At 62.0% G+C, this 23,563-nt stretch carries 20 protein-coding genes; 5 read left to right on the top strand and 15 right to left on the bottom strand.

Annotation, left to right across the window (positions count from 1 at the left end; all coding sequences use genetic code 11):
• Window position 1 precedes the first annotated feature (1 nt).
• The 5 genes from ACLD1Y_RS03670 to ACLD1Y_RS03650 all read right to left on the bottom strand — a co-directional run bounded on the left by ACLD1Y_RS03670 (window position 2) and on the right by ACLD1Y_RS03650 (window position 4,958).
• Window positions 2–718, bottom strand: coding sequence for an ABC transporter ATP-binding protein (locus tag ACLD1Y_RS03670; protein ID WP_429475557.1), 717 nt, complete (start codon window positions 716–718; stop codon window positions 2–4).
• Between the two features lie 2 nt (window positions 719–720).
• A complete protein-coding gene (locus ACLD1Y_RS03665; RefSeq protein WP_429475556.1) occupies window positions 721–1,494 on the bottom strand; it encodes an ABC transporter ATP-binding protein in 774 nt (257 codons plus the stop codon).
• Entirely contained in the window at window positions 1,491–2,714 is a 1,224-nt protein-coding gene (locus ACLD1Y_RS03660) for an ABC transporter permease subunit (RefSeq protein ID WP_429475554.1), read from the bottom strand. Before ACLD1Y_RS03660 ends, ACLD1Y_RS03665 begins: the two co-directional genes overlap by 4 nt.
• Before the next feature lie 10 nt (window positions 2,715–2,724).
• On the bottom strand, window positions 2,725–3,663 hold the full coding sequence (locus tag ACLD1Y_RS03655; RefSeq protein WP_429475552.1) for a branched-chain amino acid ABC transporter permease: 939 nt from the start codon (window positions 3,661–3,663) through the stop codon (window positions 2,725–2,727).
• A 146-nt stretch (window positions 3,664–3,809) separates the two neighbouring features.
• Window positions 3,810–4,958, bottom strand: coding sequence for a branched-chain amino acid ABC transporter substrate-binding protein (locus tag ACLD1Y_RS03650; protein ID WP_429475550.1), 1,149 nt, complete (start codon window positions 4,956–4,958; stop codon window positions 3,810–3,812).
• A 453-nt stretch (window positions 4,959–5,411) separates the two neighbouring features.
• Here ACLD1Y_RS03650 and ACLD1Y_RS03645 point away from each other — a divergent pair, with 453 nt between their 5' ends.
• Window positions 5,412–6,137 carry a FadR/GntR family transcriptional regulator gene (locus ACLD1Y_RS03645; RefSeq protein ID WP_429475548.1) on the top strand — a complete coding sequence of 242 codons (726 nt, stop codon included), beginning with the start codon at window positions 5,412–5,414 and terminating at the stop codon, window positions 6,135–6,137.
• 23 nt (window positions 6,138–6,160) lie between these two features.
• Here ACLD1Y_RS03645 and ACLD1Y_RS03640 read toward each other — a convergent pair whose 3' ends face one another.
• From ACLD1Y_RS03640 to ACLD1Y_RS03600, 9 genes are all read right to left on the bottom strand, one after another.
• Window positions 6,161–7,612 carry an NAD-dependent succinate-semialdehyde dehydrogenase gene (locus ACLD1Y_RS03640; protein WP_429475547.1) on the bottom strand — a complete coding sequence of 484 codons (1,452 nt, stop codon included), beginning with the start codon at window positions 7,610–7,612 and terminating at the stop codon, window positions 6,161–6,163.
• Between the two features lie 68 nt (window positions 7,613–7,680).
• A complete protein-coding gene (locus ACLD1Y_RS03635; RefSeq protein WP_429475545.1) occupies window positions 7,681–9,369 on the bottom strand; it encodes a thiamine pyrophosphate-binding protein in 1,689 nt (562 codons plus the stop codon).
• A gap of 24 nt (window positions 9,370–9,393) precedes the next feature.
• Window positions 9,394–10,590: an NAD(P)/FAD-dependent oxidoreductase gene (locus tag ACLD1Y_RS03630; RefSeq protein WP_429475543.1), complete on the bottom strand. Its 1,197-nt coding sequence runs from the start codon at window positions 10,588–10,590 to the stop codon at window positions 9,394–9,396.
• A 32-nt stretch (window positions 10,591–10,622) separates the two neighbouring features.
• Complete coding sequence (locus tag ACLD1Y_RS03625) at window positions 10,623–11,435, bottom strand: NAD-dependent epimerase/dehydratase family protein (protein ID WP_429475541.1); 813 nt, start codon at window positions 11,433–11,435, stop codon at window positions 10,623–10,625.
• A gap of 26 nt (window positions 11,436–11,461) precedes the next feature.
• Window positions 11,462–12,664 (bottom strand): aminotransferase class I/II-fold pyridoxal phosphate-dependent enzyme, encoded by a 1,203-nt coding sequence (locus ACLD1Y_RS03620; protein WP_429475539.1) that lies wholly within the window; start codon window positions 12,662–12,664, stop codon window positions 11,462–11,464.
• On the bottom strand, window positions 12,664–14,331 hold the full coding sequence (locus ACLD1Y_RS03615; RefSeq protein ID WP_429475538.1) for a hydantoinase B/oxoprolinase family protein: 1,668 nt from the start codon (window positions 14,329–14,331) through the stop codon (window positions 12,664–12,666). Before ACLD1Y_RS03615 ends, ACLD1Y_RS03620 begins: the two co-directional genes overlap by 1 nt.
• A 30-nt stretch (window positions 14,332–14,361) precedes the next feature.
• Window positions 14,362–16,437 (bottom strand): hydantoinase/oxoprolinase family protein, encoded by a 2,076-nt coding sequence (locus ACLD1Y_RS03610; RefSeq protein ID WP_429475536.1) that lies wholly within the window; start codon window positions 16,435–16,437, stop codon window positions 14,362–14,364.
• Between the two features lie 116 nt (window positions 16,438–16,553).
• Window positions 16,554–17,300, bottom strand: a complete 747-nt coding sequence (locus ACLD1Y_RS03605) for an SDR family oxidoreductase (RefSeq protein ID WP_429475534.1) — start codon at window positions 17,298–17,300, stop codon at window positions 16,554–16,556.
• Window positions 17,293–18,042: an SDR family NAD(P)-dependent oxidoreductase gene (locus ACLD1Y_RS03600; protein ID WP_429475532.1), complete on the bottom strand. Its 750-nt coding sequence runs from the start codon at window positions 18,040–18,042 to the stop codon at window positions 17,293–17,295. The genes ACLD1Y_RS03605 and ACLD1Y_RS03600 overlap by 8 nt, the downstream gene beginning before the upstream one ends.
• 103 nt (window positions 18,043–18,145) lie before the next feature.
• On the opposite strand from ACLD1Y_RS03600, the gene ACLD1Y_RS03595 reads away from it, so the two are divergent.
• Window positions 18,146–18,751: a TetR/AcrR family transcriptional regulator gene (locus ACLD1Y_RS03595; protein ID WP_429475530.1), complete on the top strand. Its 606-nt coding sequence runs from the start codon at window positions 18,146–18,148 to the stop codon at window positions 18,749–18,751.
• On the opposite strand, the gene ACLD1Y_RS03590 is transcribed toward ACLD1Y_RS03595, so the two are convergent.
• Window positions 18,748–19,524 (bottom strand): IclR family transcriptional regulator, encoded by a 777-nt coding sequence (locus ACLD1Y_RS03590; protein ID WP_429475528.1) that lies wholly within the window; start codon window positions 19,522–19,524, stop codon window positions 18,748–18,750. The two genes, ACLD1Y_RS03595 and ACLD1Y_RS03590, sit on opposite strands and share 4 nt — an antisense overlap.
• Window positions 19,525–19,893: 369 nt before the next feature.
• Here ACLD1Y_RS03590 and ACLD1Y_RS03585 point away from each other — a divergent pair, with 369 nt between their 5' ends.
• The 3 genes from ACLD1Y_RS03585 to ACLD1Y_RS03575 all read left to right on the top strand — a co-directional run bounded on the left by ACLD1Y_RS03585 (window position 19,894) and on the right by ACLD1Y_RS03575 (window position 23,546).
• Entirely contained in the window at window positions 19,894–21,264 is a 1,371-nt protein-coding gene (locus ACLD1Y_RS03585; protein WP_429475526.1) for an aminotransferase, read from the top strand.
• 35 nt (window positions 21,265–21,299) lie between these two features.
• Window positions 21,300–22,412, top strand: a complete 1,113-nt coding sequence (locus ACLD1Y_RS03580; RefSeq protein ID WP_429475524.1) for an ABC transporter ATP-binding protein — start codon at window positions 21,300–21,302, stop codon at window positions 22,410–22,412.
• An 84-nt stretch (window positions 22,413–22,496) separates the two neighbouring features.
• Window positions 22,497–23,546, top strand: coding sequence for an ABC transporter substrate-binding protein (locus tag ACLD1Y_RS03575; RefSeq protein ID WP_429475522.1), 1,050 nt, complete (start codon window positions 22,497–22,499; stop codon window positions 23,544–23,546).
• The last annotated feature ends 17 nt before the right edge of the window (window positions 23,547–23,563 follow it).

Here is a 23,563-nt window from a genome sequence, read left to right as displayed (position 1 = left end):
CTCATTCGCCCAGGTAGGCTTTTTGCACCTGCTCGTTGTGCAGCAGCTCATCGGCCTGGCCTTCGAGGGCGATGCGGCCACCATCAATCACATAGGCACGCTGGCAGGTTTGCAATGCCAGCTTGGCGTTCTGCTCCACCAGCAATAGGGTGACGCCACCTTTGACCACCTCGCGGATGGTCTCGAAGATTTTCTGCACGATGATCGGCGCCAAGCCCATGGACGGCTCGTCCAGCAACAGCAGTTTGGGTTTGCCCATCAGCGCCCGGGAGATCGCCAGCATCTGCTGCTCGCCACCGGACATGGTGCCCGCTAGCTGGAACGCGCGCTCCTTGAGGCGCGGGAAGATACCGAACATGCGCTCGATATCGGCTTCGATGGCAGTCTTGCCGTCATTGCGCGAGAACGCGCCCATTTCGAGGTTTTCATACACGGTCAGCTTGGGAAAAATCCCACGGCCTTCCGGCACCAGTGCCAGGCCTTCGCGGATCAGGTTGAAGCTCTTGATGCCCGAGTGCACCTTGCCGTCGAAGGTGATCTTGCCAGCCGTGGGTGTCAGCAGCCCGGCCAGGGTCTTGAGGGTGGTGGTCTTGCCGGCACCATTGGCGCCGATCAGGGCGACCATCTCGCCTTCGTCCACGTGGAAGTCCAGCCCCTTGATGGCCTGGATCGCACCGTAGGAGACCTTGAGGTCGTTGACCTGGAGGATATTTTTCATGCTCACGCCTCAGTTTCCGTACCCAAATAAGCCTCGATCACCCGAGGGTCTTTCTGCACCTGCGCCGGCAGGCCGTCGGCGATTTTCTTACCAAACTCCAACACCGTGACGTGATCGCACAGCCCCATCACCAGCTTTACGTCGTGTTCGATCAGCAGCACGGTCTTGCCGTCGCCTTTCATCTTGCACATCAGTTGGCGCAAGCCTTCGGTCTCGGAGGCGTTCATGCCGGCGGCAGGTTCATCCAAGGCCACCAGCAACGGCTCGGTGGCCAGGGCACGGGCGATTTCCAGGCGGCGTTGGTCGCCATAGGAGAGGTTTTTCGCCAACTCCCCGGCAAAGCGGCCGATGCCGACGTAGTCCAGCCAATAGCGGGCGGCCTCGTGGATCTCGCGTTCTTCACGCACACAGGCCGGGGTGCGCAGGATCGCGCCGAACACACCACTCTTAGTGCGCACATGGCGGCCGATCATCACGTTTTCCAGGGCGGTCATGTTGTGGAACAGGCGAATGTTCTGGAAGGTGCGCGAGATGCCCGCCTCCACCACCTTGTGCGGTTTGCGGATCAGCAGCGGCTTACCATTGAAATTGACCTTGCCCTCCTCGGCGCGATACAGGCCGGTCAGCACGTTGAACAAGGTGGTCTTGCCTGCGCCGTTAGGGCCCAGCAGGCCACGGATTTCGCCGCGCTTGATCGACAGGTCGATGCCGTGCAGCGCTTGCAGCCCGCCGAAGAATTTACTGACTTTATGCAGTTCCAGCAGTACGTCGCTCATACCTTGTTGACCTCTTGCAGACGAAACTCAGCCGGCTTGGTTTCCAGCACGGGCAGCGGGTCCAACGGTTCGCTTTCATCTTCATGCAGCTCGGCACGGCGGCGGCTCGACGGCCACAGCCCTTCGGGACGGAAACGCATCACCAAAATCAACGCCAGGCCGAACACCAGCATGCGCAGGGTCGAGGCATCCAGCACGTTGCGCAGCACGTCGCGGCTGATAAAGGTCACGTTGTCCAGCACGAACGGTTGTACCCAGTTGACCAGGTCGCGGAACACCTCGGGCATGATCGACAGGATCAACGCTCCCAGCACCACGCCGCGAATCGAACCCATGCCACCCAGCACCACCATGGCCAGCACCATGATCGACTCCATCAGCGTGAAGGACTCGGGGCTCACAAAGCCCTGGTACGCCGAGAACATCGCCCCCGACACCCCGCCAAACGTCGCGCCCATGGCAAAGGCCAGCAGCTTGAGGTTGCGTTTGTTCAGGCCCATGGCCTCGGCGGCCACTTCGTCCTCGCGCAACGCCATCCAGGCGCGGCCAATGCGTGACACTTCCAGGCGTTTGGACATGATGATCGCCAGGATCACCACGACCAAAAAGAACAGGTAATAGCTGATCACCGGTGAGACTTGCAGGCCGAACAGGCTCCATTTGCTTTGCAGCGACACAATCGCCTCGGGGCCTTGGCCTGCGGCGTAGCTCCAGGCGCCACCGTCGATATGCAGCGGCGCGATACCGGAAATGCCTTGGGGGCCGTTGGTGATGTTCACCGGCTGGTCGAGGTTGTTCATGAAGATGCGGATGATCTCACCGAACCCCAGGGTCACGATGGCCAGGTAATCACCGCGCAACTTGAGCACCGGCGCGCCGATCAGCACCCCGCAGATCGCCGCGACGATGGCGGCCAATGGAATGATGACCCACAGTGGCCAGTTCATCACCCCTTCGGCCAGCCCGGCCATGTTCAGGTGCGGTGATGAGAGCAAGGCGTACAAATAGGCGCCGATGGCATAGAAGCCGATATAGCCCATATCCAGCAAACCGGCGTAGCCGATCACGATATTCAGGCCCAGGGCCAGCAGCACATAGAGCATGGCAAAGCCGAGAATGCGCACCCAGGTCGGCCCCAGGAACGGTACGGCTTCGACTACAAAGGGCAGCGCGATGAACGCCAGGATCAGCAGCGCGTATTGAGCGTATTGATTTTTCATCGGGAGCCTCCTAGGCGCGGTCAGCCTGACGCTCGCCCATCAGCCCGTTGGGCCGTACGAGCAACACCAGGATAAGCACCATGAACGCAAAGATGTCCTGGTAGTTGGCACCCAGGAACCCGCCGGTAATCTGCCCCGTATACCCTGCCGCCAGCGACTCGATCAGGCCCAGCAGAATGCCACCGGCCATGGCGCCGAACAGGTTGCCGATGCCGCCGAGCACAGCGGCCGAGAAGGCTTTGAGCCCAAGCAGCAAGCCCATGTAGGCATCCGCCTGGCCGTAGTTGACCGCGCGCATCACGCCGGCGATTGCGCCGAGAGATGCACCAATCAAAAAGGTGGCAGAGATCACGCGGTTGATATTGATACCCATCAGCCCCGCCACTTCCTGGTTCTGGGCGGTGGCGCGCATCGCCTTGCCCAGCTTGGTCTTGTCCACCAGCAGCCACAGCGCCAGCATGATCACCACCGAGATGATCATGATGCTCATCTGGATATTGGTGATGGTTGCACCGAACACTTCGATCGGGCGCGTTTCCACCACTTCAGGGAAGGTCTTGTAGCCACGCCCCCAAATCATCATTGCCAGGTTTTGGAGGAAAATCGAAATGCCGATCGCCAGGATCAACGGGGTCAGGCGCGGCGCCTTGCGCAATGGCCGATAGGCGAATTTCTCCATGCCCTGGGCCATCAACATGCAAATGACTGCCGCGATCATGATCGCCAGCAACAGGGTCAGTACACCCGGTGCAAAACCGAAACCGGCGAGCATGGTCAGTACCGAAATGGTGACCATTGCACCCACCATGACAATCTCGCCGTGGGCAAAGTTGATCAGGCCAATGATGCCGTAGACCATGGTGTAGCCCAGTGCGACCAGGGCGTAGATGCTGCCCAGCACCAGACCGTTAAGGATCTGCTGCAACAAAATATCAAAATTGGCTTCCACGTGATGAATCCTCAAAGCTGCGTCGACACCACCAGCACGGCCGGTGACAGCAACGCGGTGACATTCAGGGCAGATCAGAAAAAGGTCTTTTTGTTGTGGTCGCGGGCCGTGGCGGCCCGCTTATAGTTTTAGGTGCCGCAAGGGTGTCAGTCGCGCTCGACCGACAGGGTGTTCCATTTGCCGCCTTCGAATTGAAAGATGGTGGCCGCTGCGTTTTTCAGGTTGCCGAACTCATCGAAGGCGATGGTGCCGGTCACGCCGTCATAGCTGTTGCTCTTGAGCACCGGCAGGTACACCGCCGGGTCTGCCGATTGCGCCTTGACCATGGCGGAGATGGCCGCCCAGGTAGCGTCGTACGCCGCCGGAGACGACTGCACCACGCCAACGCCGTATTTGCTCTTGAGCTTTTGCTCGAACGCGGCGCCCTTGGGCATGTCTTGCAGCGGCGTGCCGTAGTTCCAGGCGTAGGTGCCTTCGGCGGCGCTGCCGGCCATTTTCTTGAACTCATCGTTGGGCAGGTTGCCGATGTTCATGAACTTGGCTTTCAGGCCCAGGTTTTTCATCTGCTTGGCCATCGGTGCCGCCTGATAGTCCAGGGCGGCGAAGAACACGGCGTCGGCTTGCTGGGCCTTGGCGGTGGTGAGGATGGCGTTGAAGTCGGTGGCCTTGTCGTTGGTGTATTCACGCACCACCACGTTACCGCCAGCGGCCTTGACCGCTTTGTTCACTTCATCGGCCAAGCCTTGGCCATAGGCGGTGCGGTCGTCGAAGATCGCAATGCGCTTGGCTTCCAGTTTTTTGACCAGGTAATTGCCAGCGTAGCGGCCCAGGGTGGCGTCGTCGTTGACCACGCGGAACACCGACTTGATGCCCTGGCGGGTCAAGGCCGGGTTGGTGGCCGAGGGCGAGATTTGCGGGATACCGGCGTCGCTGTAGATTTTCGAGGCCGGGATACTGGTGCCCGAGTTGTAGTGGCCGATGACCACGGCGACCTTGGCATCCACCAGGCGCTGGGCAACGGCAGTGCCGGTACGGGGGTCGGCCACGTCGTCTTCCGAGACCAGCTTGAACTGCACTTCTTTGTCGCCGAACTTCAGGTGTTGCTGGTTGGCTTCTTCGATGGCAATGGCCACGCCATGTTCAACATCCAGGCCCTGGTGGCCGGACGGGCCGGTCAAGGGGCCGGCAAAGCCGATACGCACTTGCTCGGTCTCGGCCGCCGTGGCGACGCCGGCACTGAGTGCCGTGGCCAAGGCTGCAGCGAGCGCGGTGAAGATCAGGTTGTGTTTGTACATGTACCCCTCCCAGAAATCATCGGACAAAACGAATTGAGCACGTTGGCGTGCAAGTCTTCTTTTCCACGCCTGGGGCCCTGTCACGGCATCCAGACCTTTTTCGGGACTGCTTTTCTTACCCTTCACTGCATCGCTAAACGGTCAACGCCGTCGCACTTGTAAGATAACAGTCAGCAGGCAACTGTCAATGGGTGTATGCTTGGCCTGAATGAAAATGCCGGTGACAATTTTGTAACCGCCAGAAAGTGCACTGACAGGTGGCATTTCCGACGAGACAAACGGCGCTGTGCACCCTAAGGGGTCAGTTGTTTGATAACCTATGGGCCGCGCCGAAATACCCGTATCATCGGCTTAATGGCGAAATAATCAGAGACTTTGCGATCATTCGACGACGTCCACTTTTTCCAACTTTTCATCTTCCGTGATGAGCAATCAGGTTCAGGAGCGACATAAATGGATGCGACAACGGGTGCACGCCGGGGCAACCTGGCTGAGACGGTAATTCGTGAACTGTCCAATCGAATCGACGTGGGCACCTACCGTCCGGGCGACAAGCTGCCGTCCGAGCAAGAGCTGTGCAAAGAGTTCGGCGTTAGCCGCCCGGTGATCCGCGAAGCCGTCGCCTCGTTGCGCCTGGGTGGACGCCTGATCGCACGCCAGGGTGTCGGTGTATTTGTGGTCGAGCAGGATGTGAAACGCATCGGCTACGCCCTGAGCACCGCGATTGACGACGTACGCGCCGCCGCACAGGTACTGGAGCTGCGCCTGGGGATCGAAACCGAATCCGTCGCCCGCGCCGCCGAGCGCCGCAGCCCCACCAGCATGGCCGATATCACCCAGGCCTTCGACCGCTTCAACGCCCTGGACGGCAGCGACCTGGAAGAAGAAGCCAAGGCCGACTTCGAGTTCCACCTGGCCATTGCCCGCGCTACCAACAACCCGCATTTCACCCAATTGCTCGAAGCCCTGGGCCCGGACATCATCTTCGACCTGCACCTCAAGCACGGCCAGTCCACTGGCAAGAGCCGCCAGGCGCACATCAAGAAAATCGGCCGCGAACACGGCGCGATCCTTTCGGCGATCACCATGGGCGATATCAACGGCGCCCGCAACGCCTTGCGCAAACACCTGGAAGAAAGCCTGTCGCGCTACCAGCGTCTGGTACAGAGCGGGGAGTAATCCCCGCCCTGCTGCGTTACCGGTCAACCGATACCCAGGCACACGTACTTGATTTCCACATAGTCCTCGATGCCGTAGCGTGAGCCTTCACGCCCCAGGCCCGACGCCTTGACCCCGCCAAACGGCGCGACTTCGGTGGCCAGCACGCCGACGTTGACCCCAACCATGCCGTACTCCAGCGCTTCCGACACGCGCCACACACGCCCCAGGTCGCGGGCGTACACGTAGCAGGCCAGCCCGAACTCCGTGGCATTGGCCTGGGCGATCACCTCCTGCTCGGTCTTGAAGCGGAACAGCGGCGCCACCGGGCCGAAGATTTCTTCCTGGGCCACGCGCATGCTCTCGGTCACATCCGCGAGCAAGGTCGGCTCATAGAACGCCCCGCCCCGCGCATGCCGTTGGCCTCCAGTGATCACGCGGGCGCCCGCCTCACGCGCCTGCGTCACCAAAGCGTCCACCCCCGCCACGGCCTTGGCATCGATCATCGGCCCGACTTCGGTGCCTGCCTGGTCGCCATCACCTACCTTCAAACCCCGGATGCGCGCGGAAAATTTCTCCACAAAGCGCTCGTAGATACCGTCCTGGATAAAGAAGCGATTGGCACACACGCAGGTCTGCCCGGCATTACGGAATTTGGCGATCAGCGCGCCCTCGACGGCCGCGTCCAGGTCTGCATCGTCAAACACAATGAACGGCGCGTTGCCGCCCAGTTCCATGGTGACCTTCTTCACCGTGGCCGCGCACTGCTCCAACAACTTGATGCCGATGGGCGTGGAGCCGGTGAATGACAGCTTGCGCACAATCGGGCTGGCGGTCAGCTCACCGCCAATCGCGCCTGAATCCCCAGTCACCACACTCAACACGCCACGGGGAATGCCCGCACGCTCAGCCAGCACACACAACGCCAAGGCGCTCAAGGGCGTTTGCGACGCAGGCTTGAGCACCAGCGTGCAGCCCGCCGCCAATGCAGGCGCAGCCTTGCGCGTGATCATCGCCGCCGGGAAGTTCCACGGCGTGATCGCCGCGCATACACCAATCGGTTCCTTGGTCACGATCAAGCGGCGATCCGCGCTGGGCGACGGGATCACATCGCCATAGATGCGCTTGCCCTCCTCCGCGTACCACTCCACATAGGCTGCCGCGAAGGCGATTTCACCTCGCGCCTCGGCCAGGGGTTTGCCTTGCTCGGCGGTCATGATCTGCGCCAGGTCTTCCTGATGCTGCAGGATCAGGCGGAACCAGGTTTGCAAGCGTGCGGCACGCTCCTTGGCAGTCAGTGCACGCCAGGCAGGCAATGCAGCCTCAGCGGCGGCGATGGCACGACGGGTTTCATCGGCGCCCATGCGCGGCACGCGGGCAATGATCTCGCCGCTGGCGGGGTTGGTCACATCAATGGTCTGGCCCTGGTCCGCAGCCAGCCACTGGCCGTCGATGTAGCAAAGTTCACGCAGCAGTTCAGGATCGGCAAGTCTCATGGTGAGGTGCTCGTAAAAATGGAGGGCAAAAAAAGGCGGGACGAGCAAGCCGTCCCGCCCGAGGGCAATCAACGCGAGGCGAGTGCCTTTTCGCGGATCTGGCTCAGGGTCATGCGTGGCGTCAGGGCTTCGGGGTCGACCTGGATCTCGATCAACGCCGGCTTCTGCGAGGCCACGCAGCGCTCGAAGGCCTCGGCGAATTGCTCGGTAGCCATCACGGTTTCGCCATGGAACCCATAGGAACGCGCCAGCATGGCGAAATCCGGGTTATGCAGCTCAGTGCCCGACACGCGCCCCGGATAGCTGCGCTCCTGGTGCATGCGGATGGTGCCGTACATGCCGTTATTGACCACGATCACCACCAGCCGCGCATCGTAGTTGGCCGCCGTGGCCAGCTCCTGGCCGTTCATCAGGAAGCAACCGTCACCGGCAAAAGCCACCACCATGCGCTCGGGCGCGGTGATCTTGGCTGCCACCGCTGCCGGTACGCCGTAACCCATCGAACCATTGGTAGGCCCAAGCAAGGTGCGGAAGGTGCGGTGCTGATAACCGCGATGCACCCAGCCGGTGTAGTTGCCCGCACCGCAGGTGATCACACTGTCGTGGGGCAAGCGCGTGTTGAGCCAGGCGATCACCTCGCTCATCTGCACCGGGCCCGGCGACGGTGGGCATTCGAAGTTGGCGCGGTAGCCACGGTTGAGCTGCGCCACCCAATCCTGGAAGCCTTGCGGGTTGACCACCGGCAGTGTCGCCACTTGAGCGGCGAACGTGGCCATGCCAGCGTTGATGCCCAGGGTTGGTTGGTAGACGCGCCCCAGTTCTTCAATTCCCGGATGCACATGCACCAGCTTTTGCTTGGGCACCGGGATATCCACCAAGGCATAGCCGCCGGTGGTCATCTCACCCAGACGTGCACCGATAACGAGCAGCAGGTCGGCATTTTTGACGGCCTCGACCAACTCCGGTCCCGCTGCCAGCCCCAGGTCTCCGGCGTAGTTGGGCAAGGTGTTGTCGAACAGGTCCTGACAGCGGAATGACGCGGCCACCGGCAGGTTCTGGCTTTCGATAAAGCGGCGGATATCGCTGACCGCCGTTTGCGTCCAACCACCGCCCCCGAGCACCACCAGCGGGCGCTGTGCGGCAGCGATCAAGCCTTGCAGCTTGGACAATGCAGCCGGCGACGCAGCCGGTTCGATGGACTGCGCCGGCCCGGCATCCGCCACCTTCACCACATCGGTGAGCATGTCTTCGGGCAATGCCACCACCACCGGGCCGGGGCGGCCGTTGGTAGCGCGGTGGAACGCCTGGCTGAGCAGCTCCGGCAGGCGCGCGGCGTCGTCCACCTCCACTACCCACTTGGCCATCTGACCGAACATGCGGCGGTAGTCGATTTCCTGGAATGCCTCGCGCTCCACTTGATCGCGGGCCACCTGGCCGATAAACAGGATCATCGGCGTGGAGTCCTGGAAGGCGGTATGCACGCCCACCGAGGCGTTGGTCGCCCCCGGCCCACGGGTCACAAAGCAGATGCCCGGCTTGCCGGTGAGCTTGCCGTAGGCCTCGGCCATGTAGGCCGCGCCGCCTTCCTGGCGGCACACGATCAGCTCGATGTCATCCTTGGCATCGTGCAGCGCGTCCAATACCGCCAGGTAGCTTTCGCCCGGCACGCAAAAGGCCCGCTCAACGCCGTTGATGCGCAGGGCATCGACCAGCACCTGGCCCCCGGTACGGGTGGCTGTGGAATTGTTGTCAGTCATTGTGTGCTCCATCAGGCCGTGCGGTCAGATGACCGAGTCTTCCAAAAAGGGACGGTTTTCCACCACGCGCTCGTACGACAGCGCGCTCAGGTCGAGGCTGCGGTATTCACCGTAGGTGATCAGTTCGGCCAGGCCCCGGCCTATCGCCGGGGCTTGTTGCAGGCCGTGGCCGCTGAAGCCGTTGCAGAACAGGAAATTGCGCACTTCGTTATGCGGGCCGACGATGGCGTTATGGTCGAGCACGCAGAAGTCGTAGTGACCGGCCCAGGAATTGACCACCTTGATCGCTTCGAACGCCGGCACGCGCTCGGCGAGGATCGGCCACACCTCTTCTTCGAATTCGTCGTGCAGTACGTCGAAGTCGGCGTAATCCACTTCGGGGTCGACCTTGGGGTAGGTACCGCCCAAATACAGATGGCCTTCGGGACGGAAGAACACGCCGGTCGGGTCGATGGTCAACGGCACCACGCCTTCCAGCGGGGTGTGGCAGTCAAACACGAACAGCGACCGGCGACGCGGCTCCACCGGGATCTGCAAACCGGCCATGCGCGCCACCTTGGGCCCACGGGTGCCGGCGGTGTTGATCAGGTAATCGCAACCAATGCGCTCGCCGCTGGCCAGGGTCACGCCGGTGACCACATCACCGGTACGCAGCACCTCGACCACTTCGTTCTCGATGTATTCCACGCCCATGGAGCGTGCCTTCTTGCGAAAGCCGTTCATGATCCCGTAGTTGTCGAACCAGCCTTCATCCTTCTCGCCGTAAGTGCCGCCCGCCAGGCTGTCGGGGTTGACCCACGGGAAGCGCTTGATCAGCGCCTCGGTCTCCATCAGCGTCACATCGGCGCCGTTGTCCAGCTGGGTCTGGTGCAGGCGCTTGAGCACCTCAAAGCCCTTTTGGTCGGCAAGGAACAGGTAGCCGTTTTCCTTGAAGGCCAGGTCGGGTTTGTCGCCATTGACCTCCATCAACTGCGGGAAGTCGCGGATAAACTGCGCGCCGTAGCGGGAAATCTGGATATTGATCGGGTTGGAAAACTGCACCCGGATTGAGCTGCTGGACAGCGCGGTGGCGGACTGGGCATAGGTCCAGTCGCGCTCGATCACCAGCACCGAGCCGGTGAAATCCGGGTTATTGGCCAGGAAATAAGCCGTGGCGCTGCCGTTTACCGCACCGCCCACAATGACCACATCGTAATGTTGCTGGGTTGCTGTCGAAGCCATGGCTCGGACCTCTTCAAATTCTGTGGGAGACGTTATTTCGGGTCTTCGAAATGCCCGGCACCGGCGAAGTTGCCGCCGTGGTAACGCGCCGCCGGCTCGTTGGCGTCCAGGGGCGGGAATTTACTTTCGACTTTTTCTCGGTAGTCGTCGGCGCTGTCCTGGGGCACGTAGCCGATGGACGAGGCGGCGCGGTTGTCCCACAGCGCCTCGCGATTGGCCGACATGCCGTAGACGATCATGTGCGCCACACGCGGCGCCAGCAGCGAGCGCTGGACCATCTGCGCAAAGTCACCAAACGACAGCCAGGTGGCGAGCATGCGTCGGTCCAGCGGTTCTTCGAACGAGGAGCCGATGCGCAGGTTGACCGACTCGATACCGAACTTGTCCCAGTACAGGCGGCCCAGGTCTTCGGCAAAGCACTTGCTCAGGCCATACAGCGAATCCGGGCGGTGGGGTACGAACGCGTCGATGGTTTCGGTGCGGTCGTAGAAGCCGATGGCGTGGTTGGAACTGGTGTAGATCACGCGCTTCACACCGTGCTGGCGCGCCGCTTCATAGATGTTGTAGGTGCCGATGATGTTGCCGTTGAGGATCAGCTCAAAGGTGTTTTCCAGCGGCACGCCGCCAGCGTGGATGATCGCGTCGACGCCTTCGGCCAACGGCAATACATCGGCGATATTGGCCAGGTCGCAGCGCACCAGTTCTTCGTGGGGCGCGGCCTCGCCCATGTCGGCGATGTCAGTGAGGCGCAGCACATCGGCGTAGGCGCTCAGTTCGGCGCGCAGTACGCGGCCCAGGCGGCCGGCAGCGCCGGTGATCAACAGTCGTTTGAAGGGCTTGCTCATCAGGTCACTCTCTAATTGGGTCAGGCTTAAGCCAACAGCGCCAGCGCATCGCGTAGTTGCACGATGGCCTGCTCAAGCTGTTGGCGCGAGGTTGCGAATGACAGGCGGATGTAGGGTTCCAGGCCAAATGCCGAACCCGGCACGGTGGCGACCTTGCCCACCCGCAACAGGTAGTTGGCCAGGTCGGTGTCGGTTTCGATGACCTCCCCGTCCGGCGTGCGCTTGCCGATAAAGGCCGCGCATTTGGGGAAGGCGTAGAACGCGCCTTCGGGCATCTGCAATTCCAGGCCGTCGATAGCCGCCAGGCCCTCGACCACCATGGCACCGCGTGCCTGGTACTCGCGATTGGCGTCACGCACGAAGTCCTGCGGGCCGCTCAAGGCCGCCGCCGCTGCCAGCTGGGAAATTGCCGAGGGACAGGTGGTGGTCTGGGACTGGGTTTTGTTCATCGCCACGACCAAGCCCTTGGGCCCGGCCGCATAGCCCAGGCGGTAGCCAGTCATGGCGTAGGCCTTGGACACACCGTTGATCAGCAAGGTGCGCTCGCGCAGCGCCGGGCAGGCGATCACGAACGGCACAAAAGCTTTGTCGCCCAAGATGATGTGCTCGTAGATCTCGTCGGAGATCACCAGGATGCGCGGGTACTTTTTCAGCACTTCACCCAGGGCGGCAAACTCTTCGCGGGTGTAGATCGCGCCGCACGGGTTGTTCGGCGAGTTAAGCATCAGCCAGCGGGTCTTGGGCGTGATCGCCGCTTCCAGGCGCGCCGCGTCCAGCTTGAAGCCGTACTCGGAGCCGCAGGGAATCACCTTGGGCACGCCACCGTTGAGCAGCACCATGTCGGTGTACGACACCCAGTACGGCGCCGGAGTGATGACTTCATCGCCCGGCTCCAGGGTGGCCAGGAACGCATTGAACAGCAGTTGCTTGGCACCGTTGGCCACGCAGATTTCGTCCAGGCCGTAGTGCAGGCCGTTTTCCCGTGCGAACTTGTCGACAATGGCCTGGCGCAGCGACTCGTAGCCATTGGGCGCGGTGTAGTGGTTGTTGCCGTCGAGCATGGCCTGGTGCGCCGCTTCGATCACGTGGGCCGGGGTGTTGAAGTCCGGCTCCCCCAGGCTCAGGTTGATCACCGGCTCACCCTTGGCGAGCATGGTCTTGGCCAGCACCGACACGGCCATGCTCGGCGAGCTTTTGACCGTGCGAACCCGCGAACTCTGAAATTCCATTATTTGCTCCCCTGCCCGGCTTCATAGCCGTAATCGTCACGCGCCTGCTCGGCACTGATGTAGCCGAAGCGCAGGTCACGTTCCACCTCTTCCCGAGGCCGTTGACGCGGGTCGCCGTAGCCGCCGCCACCGGGCAGGCTCAGCACCAGGCGCCGCTCGGCCGGTACGAATTGCTGGCCCTTGCCGCGCAGCACAGTGCCGTCGTCCAGGCCGACATAGCCGTGGGCGCCTTCCTTGCCGCCTTCAAGGCCACGGGCCGGATACAGGATGCGGTCGAACATTGCGCTGAAGCGGAACGAATAACCCTCGGACGCGGACACTTCGATCTCCTGCCCCAAGCCGCCGCGCAGTTGACCGGCACCGCCGGAACCGTTGCGCAGCTCCTTGCGCCACACGATCACCGGGCCAGCCTGTTCGGTGGCCTCCACCGGCATGGTGTGCACGCCGCTTGGGAACGCGGTGGCGCTCAGGCCATCCTTGGCCGCGCGGGCGCCCATGCCGCCGCTGTTGAACATCAGCATTTCGGCGTTGCGCCCCTGGGGGTTGGTTTCCAGCGGACGCACGCTCAGGTGCAGGTTCCACAAGGCGCTGGCGCCTTCGGCCGGGACCTGGCCGTGCAGGCACTTGTGCAGCGCGCCGAGCACCAGGTCGGGCACAAAGTGGCCGAGCACGTGACGCACCGAGACCGGCGCCGGGTGCTTGGCATTGAGGATGCAGCCCTCTGGAGCCACCACTTCGAACGGCGCCAGGGACGCCGAGTTATTCGGAATTTCCGGCGCGATGATGCATTTGAGCCCGTAGCAGGCGTAGGCCTTGGCGTAGCCCAGCGGCACGTTAATGCCGAACTGGCTCATGCCGGAGGTGCCGGTAAAATCGGTGAGAATGCCGTCCGGGCCGACCGTCAGCTTAACCGCCAAAGTCACTGGCACATCGTAGCCGTCCAACGTCATGCTGTTTTCGTAGGTACCGTGGGGCAGCGACTTGAAACTGTCCAGGGTGGCCTGGCGGCTGTGCTCCAAGATGAAGCCGCCGATGTGCTCCAGATCGTCCAGGCGGAACTCGTCGAGCATGCTCAGCAGGCGCTTGTGCCCGGTTTCGTTGCAGGCCGACAGCGCGTAGAAGTCGCCAACCACACGGTCGTTCTCCCGCACGTTGTTGCGCAGGATATTGATCAGGTCGCGGTTGACCTTGCCACGCTCGAACAGCTTCATGATCGGGATGAACAGGCCTTCTTCGTAGACTTCACGGGCATCCGGGCCAAAGCCGCGACCACCGATATCCACCACGTGGGCGGTGCTGGCGAAGTAGCCGATCAGCTTGCCCTTGTAGAACGAGGGCGAAACGATGGTGATGTCGTGCAGGTGACCGGTGCCCTTCCAGGGGTCGTTGGTCACGTACACGTCACCCTCGAAAATATTCTCCGGGCCGATGTCGTTGATAAAGTGCACCACGGCTTCAGCCATGGTGTTGACGTGGCCGGGGGTGCCGGTGACCGCCTGGGCGAGCATGTTGCCGGCACGGTCGAATACGCCGGCCGACAGGTCGCCGGCCTCGCGCACACTGGTGGAGAATGCGGTGCGGATCAGGGTTAGGGCCTGTTCTTCGACCACCGAAACCAGGCGGTTCCACATCACCTGCATTTGAATGTCGATCAAGGTATCGCTCATGGGAAATTCGCCTTCTTGTGCAAGGGGCGCTTAGCGCCGGACAACCAGCAGGCAGCCATCTGGCTGGACGGTGGCGGTGAAGGAGGACGACACGAAGGTCGAGGTTTCGCGCTCGGCGATGATGGCCGGGCCATCCACCCGTGCGCCGGCTTGCAGTGCCTCGCGCTGGTAGATACCGGCGTCGACAAAGCCGCCGCTGACCACGTCGAACACTTCACGGCGCGACACTTCTTCGGCACGGTGCGAAGCCTTGACCTGCTCCACTTGCTCAACCGGCAGCAAGGGCGAACTGGCCTTGACCGACCAGCTGACGATCTCCACATCCGGCCCTTCAATCGGGCGCCCGAAGAACATCGTGTAGGCGGCTTCGAACAGCGCCTTGAACTGGGTGGTGTCGTCCTTGCTGAACGCCTTGAACGGCAGCGCCACGGGAATTTCCCAGCCCTGGCCGACGTAGCGCATGAACGCGGTGCACTCCAGCTCCGGCTCACCCACCGGCATACCTTGACGCAGGAAGCTGATGGACTCGGCTTGCATGTCTTCGATCAACGCGTTGACCTGGGGCGCATCGAACTCCGACAGGCGCACAAAGGCACTGCGCACCGCCTCGTAGCCAAACGGGGCGCGCAGGAAGCCGATGGCTGAACCCACGCCGGCACCGGCCGGCACCAGGAAACGCGACACGCCCATTTTTTCGCACAAGCGCGCCGCGTGCAGCGGGCCGCCGCCGCCAAAAGTAATCATGGTGTATTCGGCGATGTCCTTGCCGCTTTCTACTGCGTGCACACGGCCGGCGTTGGCCATGTTTTCATCGACTACTTCGCAAATGCCGTAGGCCGCGGTAACCGCATCCATGTTCAGCGGCGCGCCGATGGCGCGCACGGTGGCCGAGGCGGCATTGTCGGTAGAGAGTTGCATGGCGCCACCGGCGAAGTTGTCCGGGTCGAGGCGCCTCAGCAGCAGGTTGGCGTCGGTGATAGTCGGTTCCAGCCCGCCACGGCCGTAGCATGCAGGACCGGGCTCGGAGCCTGCGCTGTGGGGACCGACACGGATCTGACGCATGCTGTCGATGCTGGCGATGGAGCCGCCGCCAGCGCCGATTTCGACCATTTCCACCACCGGGATGGAAATGGGCATGCCGCTGCCCTTCTTGAAGCGGTAGGTGCGCGCCACTTCGAAGGTCTTGGCGGTTTTCGGCACCTGGTTTTCGATCAGGCAGATTTTCGCCGTGGTGCCGCCCATGTCGAACGACACCACCGAGTCCAACGCATATTTACGTGCGATATCGGCGGCAAAAATCGCCCCGCCCGCTGGCCCGGATTCCACCAGGCGTACCGGAAACTCGGCGGCGCTTTGCACAGAGATAATCCCGCCGCCGGAGTGAATCATAAACACCGGACAATCGGCGCCCTGGGCCTTAAGCGTCACCACCAGGCGGTCCAGGTAGGACTTGATCAGTGGCTTGACGTAGGCGTTGGCACACACGGTATTAAAGCGCTCGAACTCGCGCATCTGCGGCGAGACTTCGCTGGAGATCGACACCGACACATTCGGCAGGCGGCGTTGCAGGGCATCGCGTACCAGGCGTTCGTGGGCACCGTTGACGTAACTGTGGATGAAGCCGACGGCGATACTGTCGTAGTTGCCTTCGGCGACCTGCTCCACCAATGCATCAATGTCGGCCGCTTGCGGTGCGATCAGTACATCACCGCGTACATCCAGGCGTTCGCGCAGGGTGTAGCGATGCTCGCGCTCGATCAGCGGCGGCGGCAGGGTGATATTGATGTCGTATTGTTCGAAGCGGTTTTCGGTACGCATTTCCAGCGTGTCGCGAAAACCCTCGGTGGTGATGAACGCAGTCTTGGCCCCACGGCGCTCGATCAGCGCGTTGGTGGCCAGGGTGGTGCCGTGGATCAGTTGGTCGATATCGGAAAGCTTCAGGCCGGCGGCGTCGATCACGGTTTTCACACCGGTGAGAATGGCCCGTTCCGGCAGCTCATAGTCGGTCAGAATCTTGGTTGAATGCAGCACCCCGCCTACGTCGAGCGCGATATCGGTAAAGGTCCCACCTATGTCCACGCCGACTCGGCATGAAGTAGCAGTCATCGTCGTATCCCCTGAAATTCATGATTTCATCTGTAGAAGCAATCAAGCCGCCCGTAATGTAAGTTATATGTTGTCTTACAGGCGGTCAAGCACTGTTACACGGTGTTTTGCGGGTTTTACCCCAAGGTTTTGACCATCCTGCCGCCACCCACTGCCTGCGAGGTGGGGAACACTTCGAGGCGCGACACATCCACTTGCTGCGGCAAGCTCAAGGCCGCCAGCAACAGGGTGGCAATGTCTTCAGGCATGATCGATTCATAGCCGTCGTACAGCTCGGCGCCGGCAGCCTGCATACCCATTGCGGTCTTGTAGAGCTGGGTCTGCACGCGGCCCGGAGCGATTTCGGTGACCCGCACCCCACTGCCGAGCAAGTCGCAGCGCAACGCATCACAGAACAGGCTGATACCGGCCTTGGACGCGCCATACACCGCCGCGCCCGGATGGGGTGCACGACCGGCGCTGGAGCCAATAAAGAAAAGATGCCCGTGGCCGCGCTCAATCATGCCCGGCACCACCTTGCGCGTCAGGTGCAACGGCGCCTTGAGGTTGATATCGAACATATTGTCGATTTCGGCCGGGTCCATCTCCTGGAACGCCGCACGGGTGGACAGCACACCGGCATTGTTGACCAGCACATCCACCGGGTACTGCGCGAGCACCTCATTGAACGCGTCGGCCTGGCGCACATCCGCCTCCACCACGACCACGCCCGGCTCGGCACGCAGCTCGGCCAACGCCTCGGGGCTGCGCCCCACCGCGATTACCTGCAAGCCGGCATCGCGCAGCGCCAGCACAACGGCCTTGCCAATGCCACTGGTGGCACCGGTTACCAGGGCACAACGATAGAGCGCCGAATCAGGCATAGATGTAGCCCCCGCTGACAATCACGTTTTCACCGGTGGCGTAGCTATTGCGACTGCTGCCCATCATCACGATCCATTCGGCAATTTCTGCAGGCTCCGCGGCGCGACCCAGCGGGTTGGCAGCAGCCAGCTCGCCGAGGAAGCCCAGTTGCTTGGCGCGCTCGGTGGCAAAACCGGCCGGAGCTACCGAGTTGACCAGGATCTGGTCCTTGGCGCAGGCCTGGGCGAAGGATTTGGTCAGGCTGACCACGGCGGCCTTGGTTGCCGCGTAGTGGGCGTTCTGTGGGTGGGCCTTGAACGCATCCACGGACGTGACGTTGACGATACGCCCGGTCACCGCTGGCGCAGCCACATAACCCTGCATGTGTTTCACCGCCGCCACCATCATGTGATAGGTGCCCTTGATGTTGATGGCGTTTTCCAGGTCCCACTCATCGTCGGAGATTTCGAAAATATCCTGGCGCGGATAAATCGCTGCGCTGTTCACCAGGCAATGCACGCGGCCCAACTGATCAACGATTTGCTGGAACGCGCCGTGGGCGGATTCCTTGCGGGAGATGTCACCGGCAGCCGTCGCCACCTCACAACCCGCTGCACGCAGCACCTCGGCAGCAGCGGCCATCAATTGTTCATTTCTGTCGATAATGCCGATTTTCGTCGCGCCGCGCTTATGCATCAACTTGGCAGTCTCCAACCCCAAACCCGAGGCGCCACCGACGATTACGACCGTTTGCCCTTCCATAAAACACCTCCGCGATTAGTCTTTACGTAAGATGCCTGTTGTCTTACATTTGGTCAAACGCAAATTGGCCCTCATGCCTTGCTTGACCACACGGGACTCCACCATGCCTGCGGCCACCACCCACTCCAAATCACGTTCCAACAGCGCCCGCGACCGCCTGCTTGATGTGGCGCTGGAGCTGTTTGCGACACGCGGCTACCAGGCCATCGGCCTGCGGGACCTGACCCGCCAGCTTGGGCTGCACGCGGGTTCCCTGTACGCGCATTTCGAGAGCAAGCAGAGCCTGTTGTATGAACTGATCGAAGGCGCCCTCTCCGACCTGCTGGCCGATACCCGCCTGCGCCTGCGCGGCGCGCGCAACCCTCGCGAACGCTTGCAGCGTTTTGTGCACGCCTTTGTGGCATTCAACCTGGCAGAGAAACATCGCTTGCAATTGGTGACGCGGGAGTTCGTCAACCTGACCCAAGAACAGCAGCAAGAAATCGGCCAACTGAAACTCAGCCATGCCGCCCTGCTCAACACCATCATCGCCACCGAGAGCGGCGAACAGGGTCATATCAGCCCGCGCACCGCACTGATGACCGAGGCGGTGATTGGCATGCTCTACGGCCAGTGCCAATGGGCCCAGGTGGACGAAAACGAACAGCGCTTGACCGATACCCTGACTCGTTTCGTGATCGGTATCGTGGCCTGCGACAGACCCGGTTAAAGCTCACCCTTGAAGCCCAGGTTCCACGAGGCGCGCAACGCGGCCTTTTTCAAGGCGCGCACTTGCTCCAAGTTTGTTTCGCGGGAAATATTCTGCAGAGTGGCCACCAACGCCACGGTGCCGATGAACTCCGCATTGATGCCCAGTATCGGTGCAGCGATTGCAGAAATGCCCAAGGTTTCTTCCTCGATCGCCGCCGCCCACCCCTGGGCACGCGCCTCACTGACTTGGCGTGCCAACTGCGCGTGGTCGACCACGGTGTAGGGCGTGATGGCCGGCAGGTCGGCGGGCAACTGATCCACCCCCAACTGCTTGGCGAAGGCCAGCGCCACCTTGCCCTGGGCATTGCAATGCAGCTGCAGTTCGGTGCCGGTGCGCACGCCGATTTCCAGGGTGGATTTGCCCAACTGTGTCTCGACCACCATCAGACGGCGCCCTTGCAACACTGACAGCACCACCGACAACCCCAACTCATCTCGCAGGTCGCGGATAGCGTCCGCCGAGGCACTGAGCAGGTCGATGCCACCGGCGGCGATCTGCCCCAGCACATACGCCTGAATGCCCAGCCGATACTTGGAGGTCTGTGGGTTCTGGCTCAGGTAGCCGCGCTCCACCAGGGTTTTAAGGTGGCGGAATACCGAGCCCTTGGTGGTGCCCAATTGCGTCGCCAGCTCGCTGACGCCCACCTCTTCGCTGGCCCCGGCCACGCGCTCCAACACATCAAACGCCAGTTGAACGGACCTGACCCCGCCCTTGCCTGCTTCATCGCTCATCATCGGTCCTTTTTTTGCAGCCATTAGTCCGCCACCGGGTGGGACTGGCAAGCTTTATGCTGTAACCAGTGCAACACGCCGTTCGCACAGGCGAAACGATACCGCTTAACCCCAGACAATCACAAGGTCCCGCTCAAGCATACCCCTCATCTCGATGCACCCGCATGTAACACCCGCTCAATATCGGCATAAGTCCATGATTTAGCTATAAGTATCTTATCGAGCTTCGTACCGATGGAATATCCTGTCCTCTGATAGAAACACTGTTGCACTCAGCGAAACACAAAATATTTGACGAGCACACTTATTCATCGTAAAAATGAAACCACGTACCGCATACGCATACGATATATTAAAGAGGATGACGTCATGACCGCTCGTGATTCGGCACTGGCCAAGCGAGATATCGCCCACCATCTCCATCCGCAGACCAACCTGCGCCTGCATGAACAGGTGGGGCCGCTGCTGATCGAACGCGGGGACGGCATCTACGTTTTTGATGACCAGGGCCAACGCTACATCGAAGGCATGTCGGGACTCTGGTGCGCCACCCTTGGTTTTAGCCAACCGCGCCTGGCAGAAGCCGCCTATGCACAGATGCTCAAGCTGCCTTACCAGCAAACCTTCGCCCACCGCAGCCACGGCCCGGCGGCAGACCTGGCCGCCGAGCTGATCGCCCACGCCCCGGCGGGGTTGGACAAGGTGGTGTTCCAGAGCTCTGGCTCCGAGGCCATCGACACCGCAATCAAGCTAGTGCGCTACTACCACACCGCTATTGGCAAGCCCGGCAAGCACCGCCTGATCGCACGCCAGCGCAGCTACCACGGCACCACGCTGGCCGCCGCCAGCCTGACCGGCCTGCCCAACATGCACAAAGGTTGGGGCGAAACCCTGGCCGACGTCATCCACGTACGTTGCCCGCACCTGTATCGCCAGGGCCTGCCGGGCGAAACCGAAGAACAGTTCTCGACACGCCTGGCCCACGAGCTGGAACAGACCATCCTCGACGCCGGGCCCGAGACCATCGGCGCCTTCTTCGCCGAGCCGGTGATGGGCACCGGCGGCGTGATCCTGCCGCCTGCCGGCTACTTCGCCAAGGTGCAGGCGGTGCTGCGCAAGTACGACATCCTGATGGTGGCCGATGAGGTGATTTGCGGTTTCGGGCGCACCGGCTTTTACTGGGGTTGCCAAGCCGTAGGCATCCAGCCAGACATGCTGACCTGCGCCAAAGGCCTGTCGGCAGCATTCCAACCGATCTCGGCGCTGCTGCTCAGCGACCGCATCTACCAAGTCATCGCTGACCAGAGCAATGCACTCGGCGGCCTCGGCCACGGCTATACCTACGGCGGCCATCCGGTGGCGGCGGCGGTAGCGCTGGAAACCCTGCGCATGTACGACGAACTGAATATCGTCGAGCACGTGGTCGAAGTGTCCAAGGCCTTCCAGGAAGGCGTACAAGCCTTCGCCGACCACCCACTGGTGGGCGAAGCACGCGGCATCGGCCTGATGGCTGCCCTGGAATTCGTCGCCGACAAACAAACCCGCGCGCCCTTCCCCGCCGAACTGAAAGTCGCAACCCTGGTGAGCAACGCCCTGCAACGCCGCTCGATCCTGCTGCGCGCCCTGGGCGATACCCTGGTCATGGCGCCGCCACTGATTGTCGATGCTGATCAGATCCAGACTATTCTCAAGGCCGTGGCCGAGGCGCTGGATGAAGTCCTCGCGAGTATCCGGCCATGACCGCACAGTCCATCCGCACAGCGGCCAGGGGGCCCATGCCATTACCTGACACACCCGCGACCGCTCCTGAACGCCCGGTGCTGGTTCGCTTTGAAGGGGTACACAAGACCTATGACGAGCGCAGTTGGGTGGTCGACAATCTCGACCTGAACATCCGCCAGGGCGAGTTCCTGTCCCTGCTCGGCCCCAGCGGTTCGGGCAAGACCACCACCTTGATGATGCTGGCCGGTTTCGACGCGCCGGACCGTGGGCGCATCCTCATGGACGGCACCGACATCAGCAAGCTGCCAGCCTATAAGCGCGACATGGGCGTGGTGTTCCAAAGCTACGCGCTGTTCCCGCACATGAGCGTGGCGCAGAACGTCGCCTTCCCGCTCAACTTACGCAAGGTTCCCGCCGCCGAGTCGCGCCAGCGGGTCAAGGAAGCCCTGGACCTGGCGCGCCTGGAGGGTTTCGAAGACCGTAACCCGGCGCAACTGTCCGGCGGCCAGCAACAACGTGTGGCCCTGGCCCGTGCGCTGGTGTATCGCCCGCGCATGCTGTTGATGGATGAGCCCCTGGGCGCCCTCGACAAGGCGCTGCGCGAACACATGCAACTGGAATTGAAGGCCATCCATAAACAACTGGGCATCACTTTTGTCTACGTCACCCATGACCAGGACGAAGCCATGACCATGTCCGACCGGGTCGCGGTGTTCAACGAGGGCAAGATCGCGCAGATCGACTCACCCCACACCATTTACAACCGACCGGCCACGCGCTTTGTCGCCAATTTTCTGGGTGAAACCAACGTGCTCGAAGGCGTGGTGATCTCGGCAACCGCAGGCCAGGCGCAGATCCGCCTCAGCGAGGACGGCTCGATCCACCAGGCCTGCTGCGCCGACCCGGAACTCAGTGCCGGCAGCCACGCCGCCCTGGCGATCCGCCCGGAAAACCTGCGCCTGGCCACGCCCGGCGAAGCAGCGGTGCAGGCCACGGTGGTCGATAGCATCTTCCACGGCGCCCACTGCAAATTGCGCCTGCGCATGGCCAAAGGCAGCGAACTGTCGATGACCTACAACCCAGGCAACCTCGGGCGCCTGCCACCCACACCGGGCGAGCAGCTGGCGCTGGCCTTGCCCGGCACGCAGGCCATGATCCTGCGTTGATCCACCCAAAAGAATAATGACCGTACCGATCTGTTGCCGTACTGCTGCCGACAATAACCACATTAAATGGCTGGGAGTCACATCATGTTCAATCCATGCTCCATTCGCGGTTTTACCTTTGCATTGTGCGGGTTCGCCCTGCTCCACGGCACCGCCCAGGCCCGAGACCTGACGGTGGCGTCTTGGGGCGGCGCCTACCAGGATGTGCAGCGCAAGATCTTCTTCACCCCCTACAGCCAGGCCAGCGGCAACAAGGTGATCGACGACAGCTGGGACGGCGGCATCGGCTTGCTGCGCACCCACGCAGAAGGCGCCGATAGCGGTTGGGACGTGGTGCAAGTGGAAGCCGAGGATTTGCAGTTGGGCTGCGGCGAAGGCCTGTTCGTGTCGATGGACTTCAAGCGCATCGGTGGCAAGGACAACTACATTCCCAGTGCTGTCAGCGAATGCGGGGTCGGCAGCGCGGTGTACAACTTCGTGCTTGGCTACGACACCAGCAAAGTCAGTCGCGCGCCCAAGGACTGGGCCGACTTCTTCGACACCAAGACCTTCCCCGGCAAGCGCGCCCTGCGCCAGGGCCCCAAGGGCAACCTGGAAATCGCCCTGATGGCCGACGGCGTCGCGCCCGCCGATGTCTACAAGACCCTCAACACCCCAGGCGGCGTGGAGCGCGCCTTCAAGAAACTCGACAGCCTCAAGGGCCAATTGCTGTTCTGGAAGGCCGGCGGCCAACCGATGCAATTGCTCGCCTCAGGCGAAGTCAGCATGACCACCTCTTATAACGGCCGGGTAACCAACGCCATCCACCAGGACCACAAACCCTTCGGGCTGGTATGGAACCAGTCGCTGCAAACCATGGACAGCTGGGTGATCCTGGCCAACTCGCCCAACGTGGACAAGGCCTACGGCCTGCTGGACGTGATGGGCAAGGCCGAAAACCAGAAGCAATGGCCAAGCCTGCAACCCACCGGCATCACCTCGGTCCAGGGCATCGCCCAGACCGACCCGGCGGCGTTGGCCGACTCCCCCAGCGCACCGCAGAACAGTGCCAATGTGCTGGTGCTCAATGACAAGTTCTGGGTCGACCGTATCGACGAGTTGAACGCCAAATGGACCGCCTGGTCGGCCCAGTGACGCAACCCGAGTAAACG

Source organism: Pseudomonas sp. 18175 (assembly GCF_050432925.1).
Classification (GTDB): Bacteria; Pseudomonadota; Gammaproteobacteria; order Pseudomonadales; family Pseudomonadaceae; genus Aquipseudomonas.
This window is presented reverse-complemented; position numbering and strand designations above follow the sequence as displayed.

What these genes read in the sequence shown, in the direction of transcription:
- ACLD1Y_RS03575 (WP_429475522.1), top strand. Translation starts at nt 22,497, where the DNA reads ATGTTCAATCCATGCTCCATTCGCGGTTTTACCTTTGCATTGTGCGGG.
- ACLD1Y_RS03640 (WP_429475547.1), bottom strand. Translation starts at nt 7,612, where the DNA reads ATGAGACTTGCCGATCCTGAACTGCTGCGTGAACTTTGCTACATCGAC.
- ACLD1Y_RS03620 (WP_429475539.1), bottom strand. Translation starts at nt 12,664, where the DNA reads ATGGAATTTCAGAGTTCGCGGGTTCGCACGGTCAAAAGCTCGCCGAGC.
- ACLD1Y_RS03650 (WP_429475550.1), bottom strand. Translation starts at nt 4,958, where the DNA reads ATGTACAAACACAACCTGATCTTCACCGCGCTCGCTGCAGCCTTGGCC.
- ACLD1Y_RS03605 (WP_429475534.1), bottom strand. Translation starts at nt 17,300, where the DNA reads ATGCCTGATTCGGCGCTCTATCGTTGTGCCCTGGTAACCGGTGCCACC.
- ACLD1Y_RS03600 (WP_429475532.1), bottom strand. Translation starts at nt 18,042, where the DNA reads ATGGAAGGGCAAACGGTCGTAATCGTCGGTGGCGCCTCGGGTTTGGGG.
- ACLD1Y_RS03585 (WP_429475526.1), top strand. Translation starts at nt 19,894, where the DNA reads ATGACCGCTCGTGATTCGGCACTGGCCAAGCGAGATATCGCCCACCAT.
- ACLD1Y_RS03610 (WP_429475536.1), bottom strand. Translation starts at nt 16,437, where the DNA reads ATGACTGCTACTTCATGCCGAGTCGGCGTGGACATAGGTGGGACCTTT.
- ACLD1Y_RS03630 (WP_429475543.1), bottom strand. Translation starts at nt 10,590, where the DNA reads ATGGCTTCGACAGCAACCCAGCAACATTACGATGTGGTCATTGTGGGC.
- ACLD1Y_RS03625 (WP_429475541.1), bottom strand. Translation starts at nt 11,435, where the DNA reads ATGAGCAAGCCCTTCAAACGACTGTTGATCACCGGCGCTGCCGGCCGC.
- ACLD1Y_RS03660 (WP_429475554.1), bottom strand. Translation starts at nt 2,714, where the DNA reads ATGAAAAATCAATACGCTCAATACGCGCTGCTGATCCTGGCGTTCATC.
- ACLD1Y_RS03645 (WP_429475548.1), top strand. Translation starts at nt 5,412, where the DNA reads ATGGATGCGACAACGGGTGCACGCCGGGGCAACCTGGCTGAGACGGTA.
- ACLD1Y_RS03615 (WP_429475538.1), bottom strand. Translation starts at nt 14,331, where the DNA reads ATGAGCGATACCTTGATCGACATTCAAATGCAGGTGATGTGGAACCGC.
- ACLD1Y_RS03595 (WP_429475530.1), top strand. Translation starts at nt 18,146, where the DNA reads ATGCCTGCGGCCACCACCCACTCCAAATCACGTTCCAACAGCGCCCGC.
- ACLD1Y_RS03670 (WP_429475557.1), bottom strand. Translation starts at nt 718, where the DNA reads ATGAAAAATATCCTCCAGGTCAACGACCTCAAGGTCTCCTACGGTGCG.
- ACLD1Y_RS03590 (WP_429475528.1), bottom strand. Translation starts at nt 19,524, where the DNA reads ATGAGCGATGAAGCAGGCAAGGGCGGGGTCAGGTCCGTTCAACTGGCG.
- ACLD1Y_RS03635 (WP_429475545.1), bottom strand. Translation starts at nt 9,369, where the DNA reads ATGACTGACAACAATTCCACAGCCACCCGTACCGGGGGCCAGGTGCTG.
- ACLD1Y_RS03580 (WP_429475524.1), top strand. Translation starts at nt 21,300, where the DNA reads ATGCCATTACCTGACACACCCGCGACCGCTCCTGAACGCCCGGTGCTG.
- ACLD1Y_RS03665 (WP_429475556.1), bottom strand. Translation starts at nt 1,494, where the DNA reads ATGAGCGACGTACTGCTGGAACTGCATAAAGTCAGTAAATTCTTCGGC.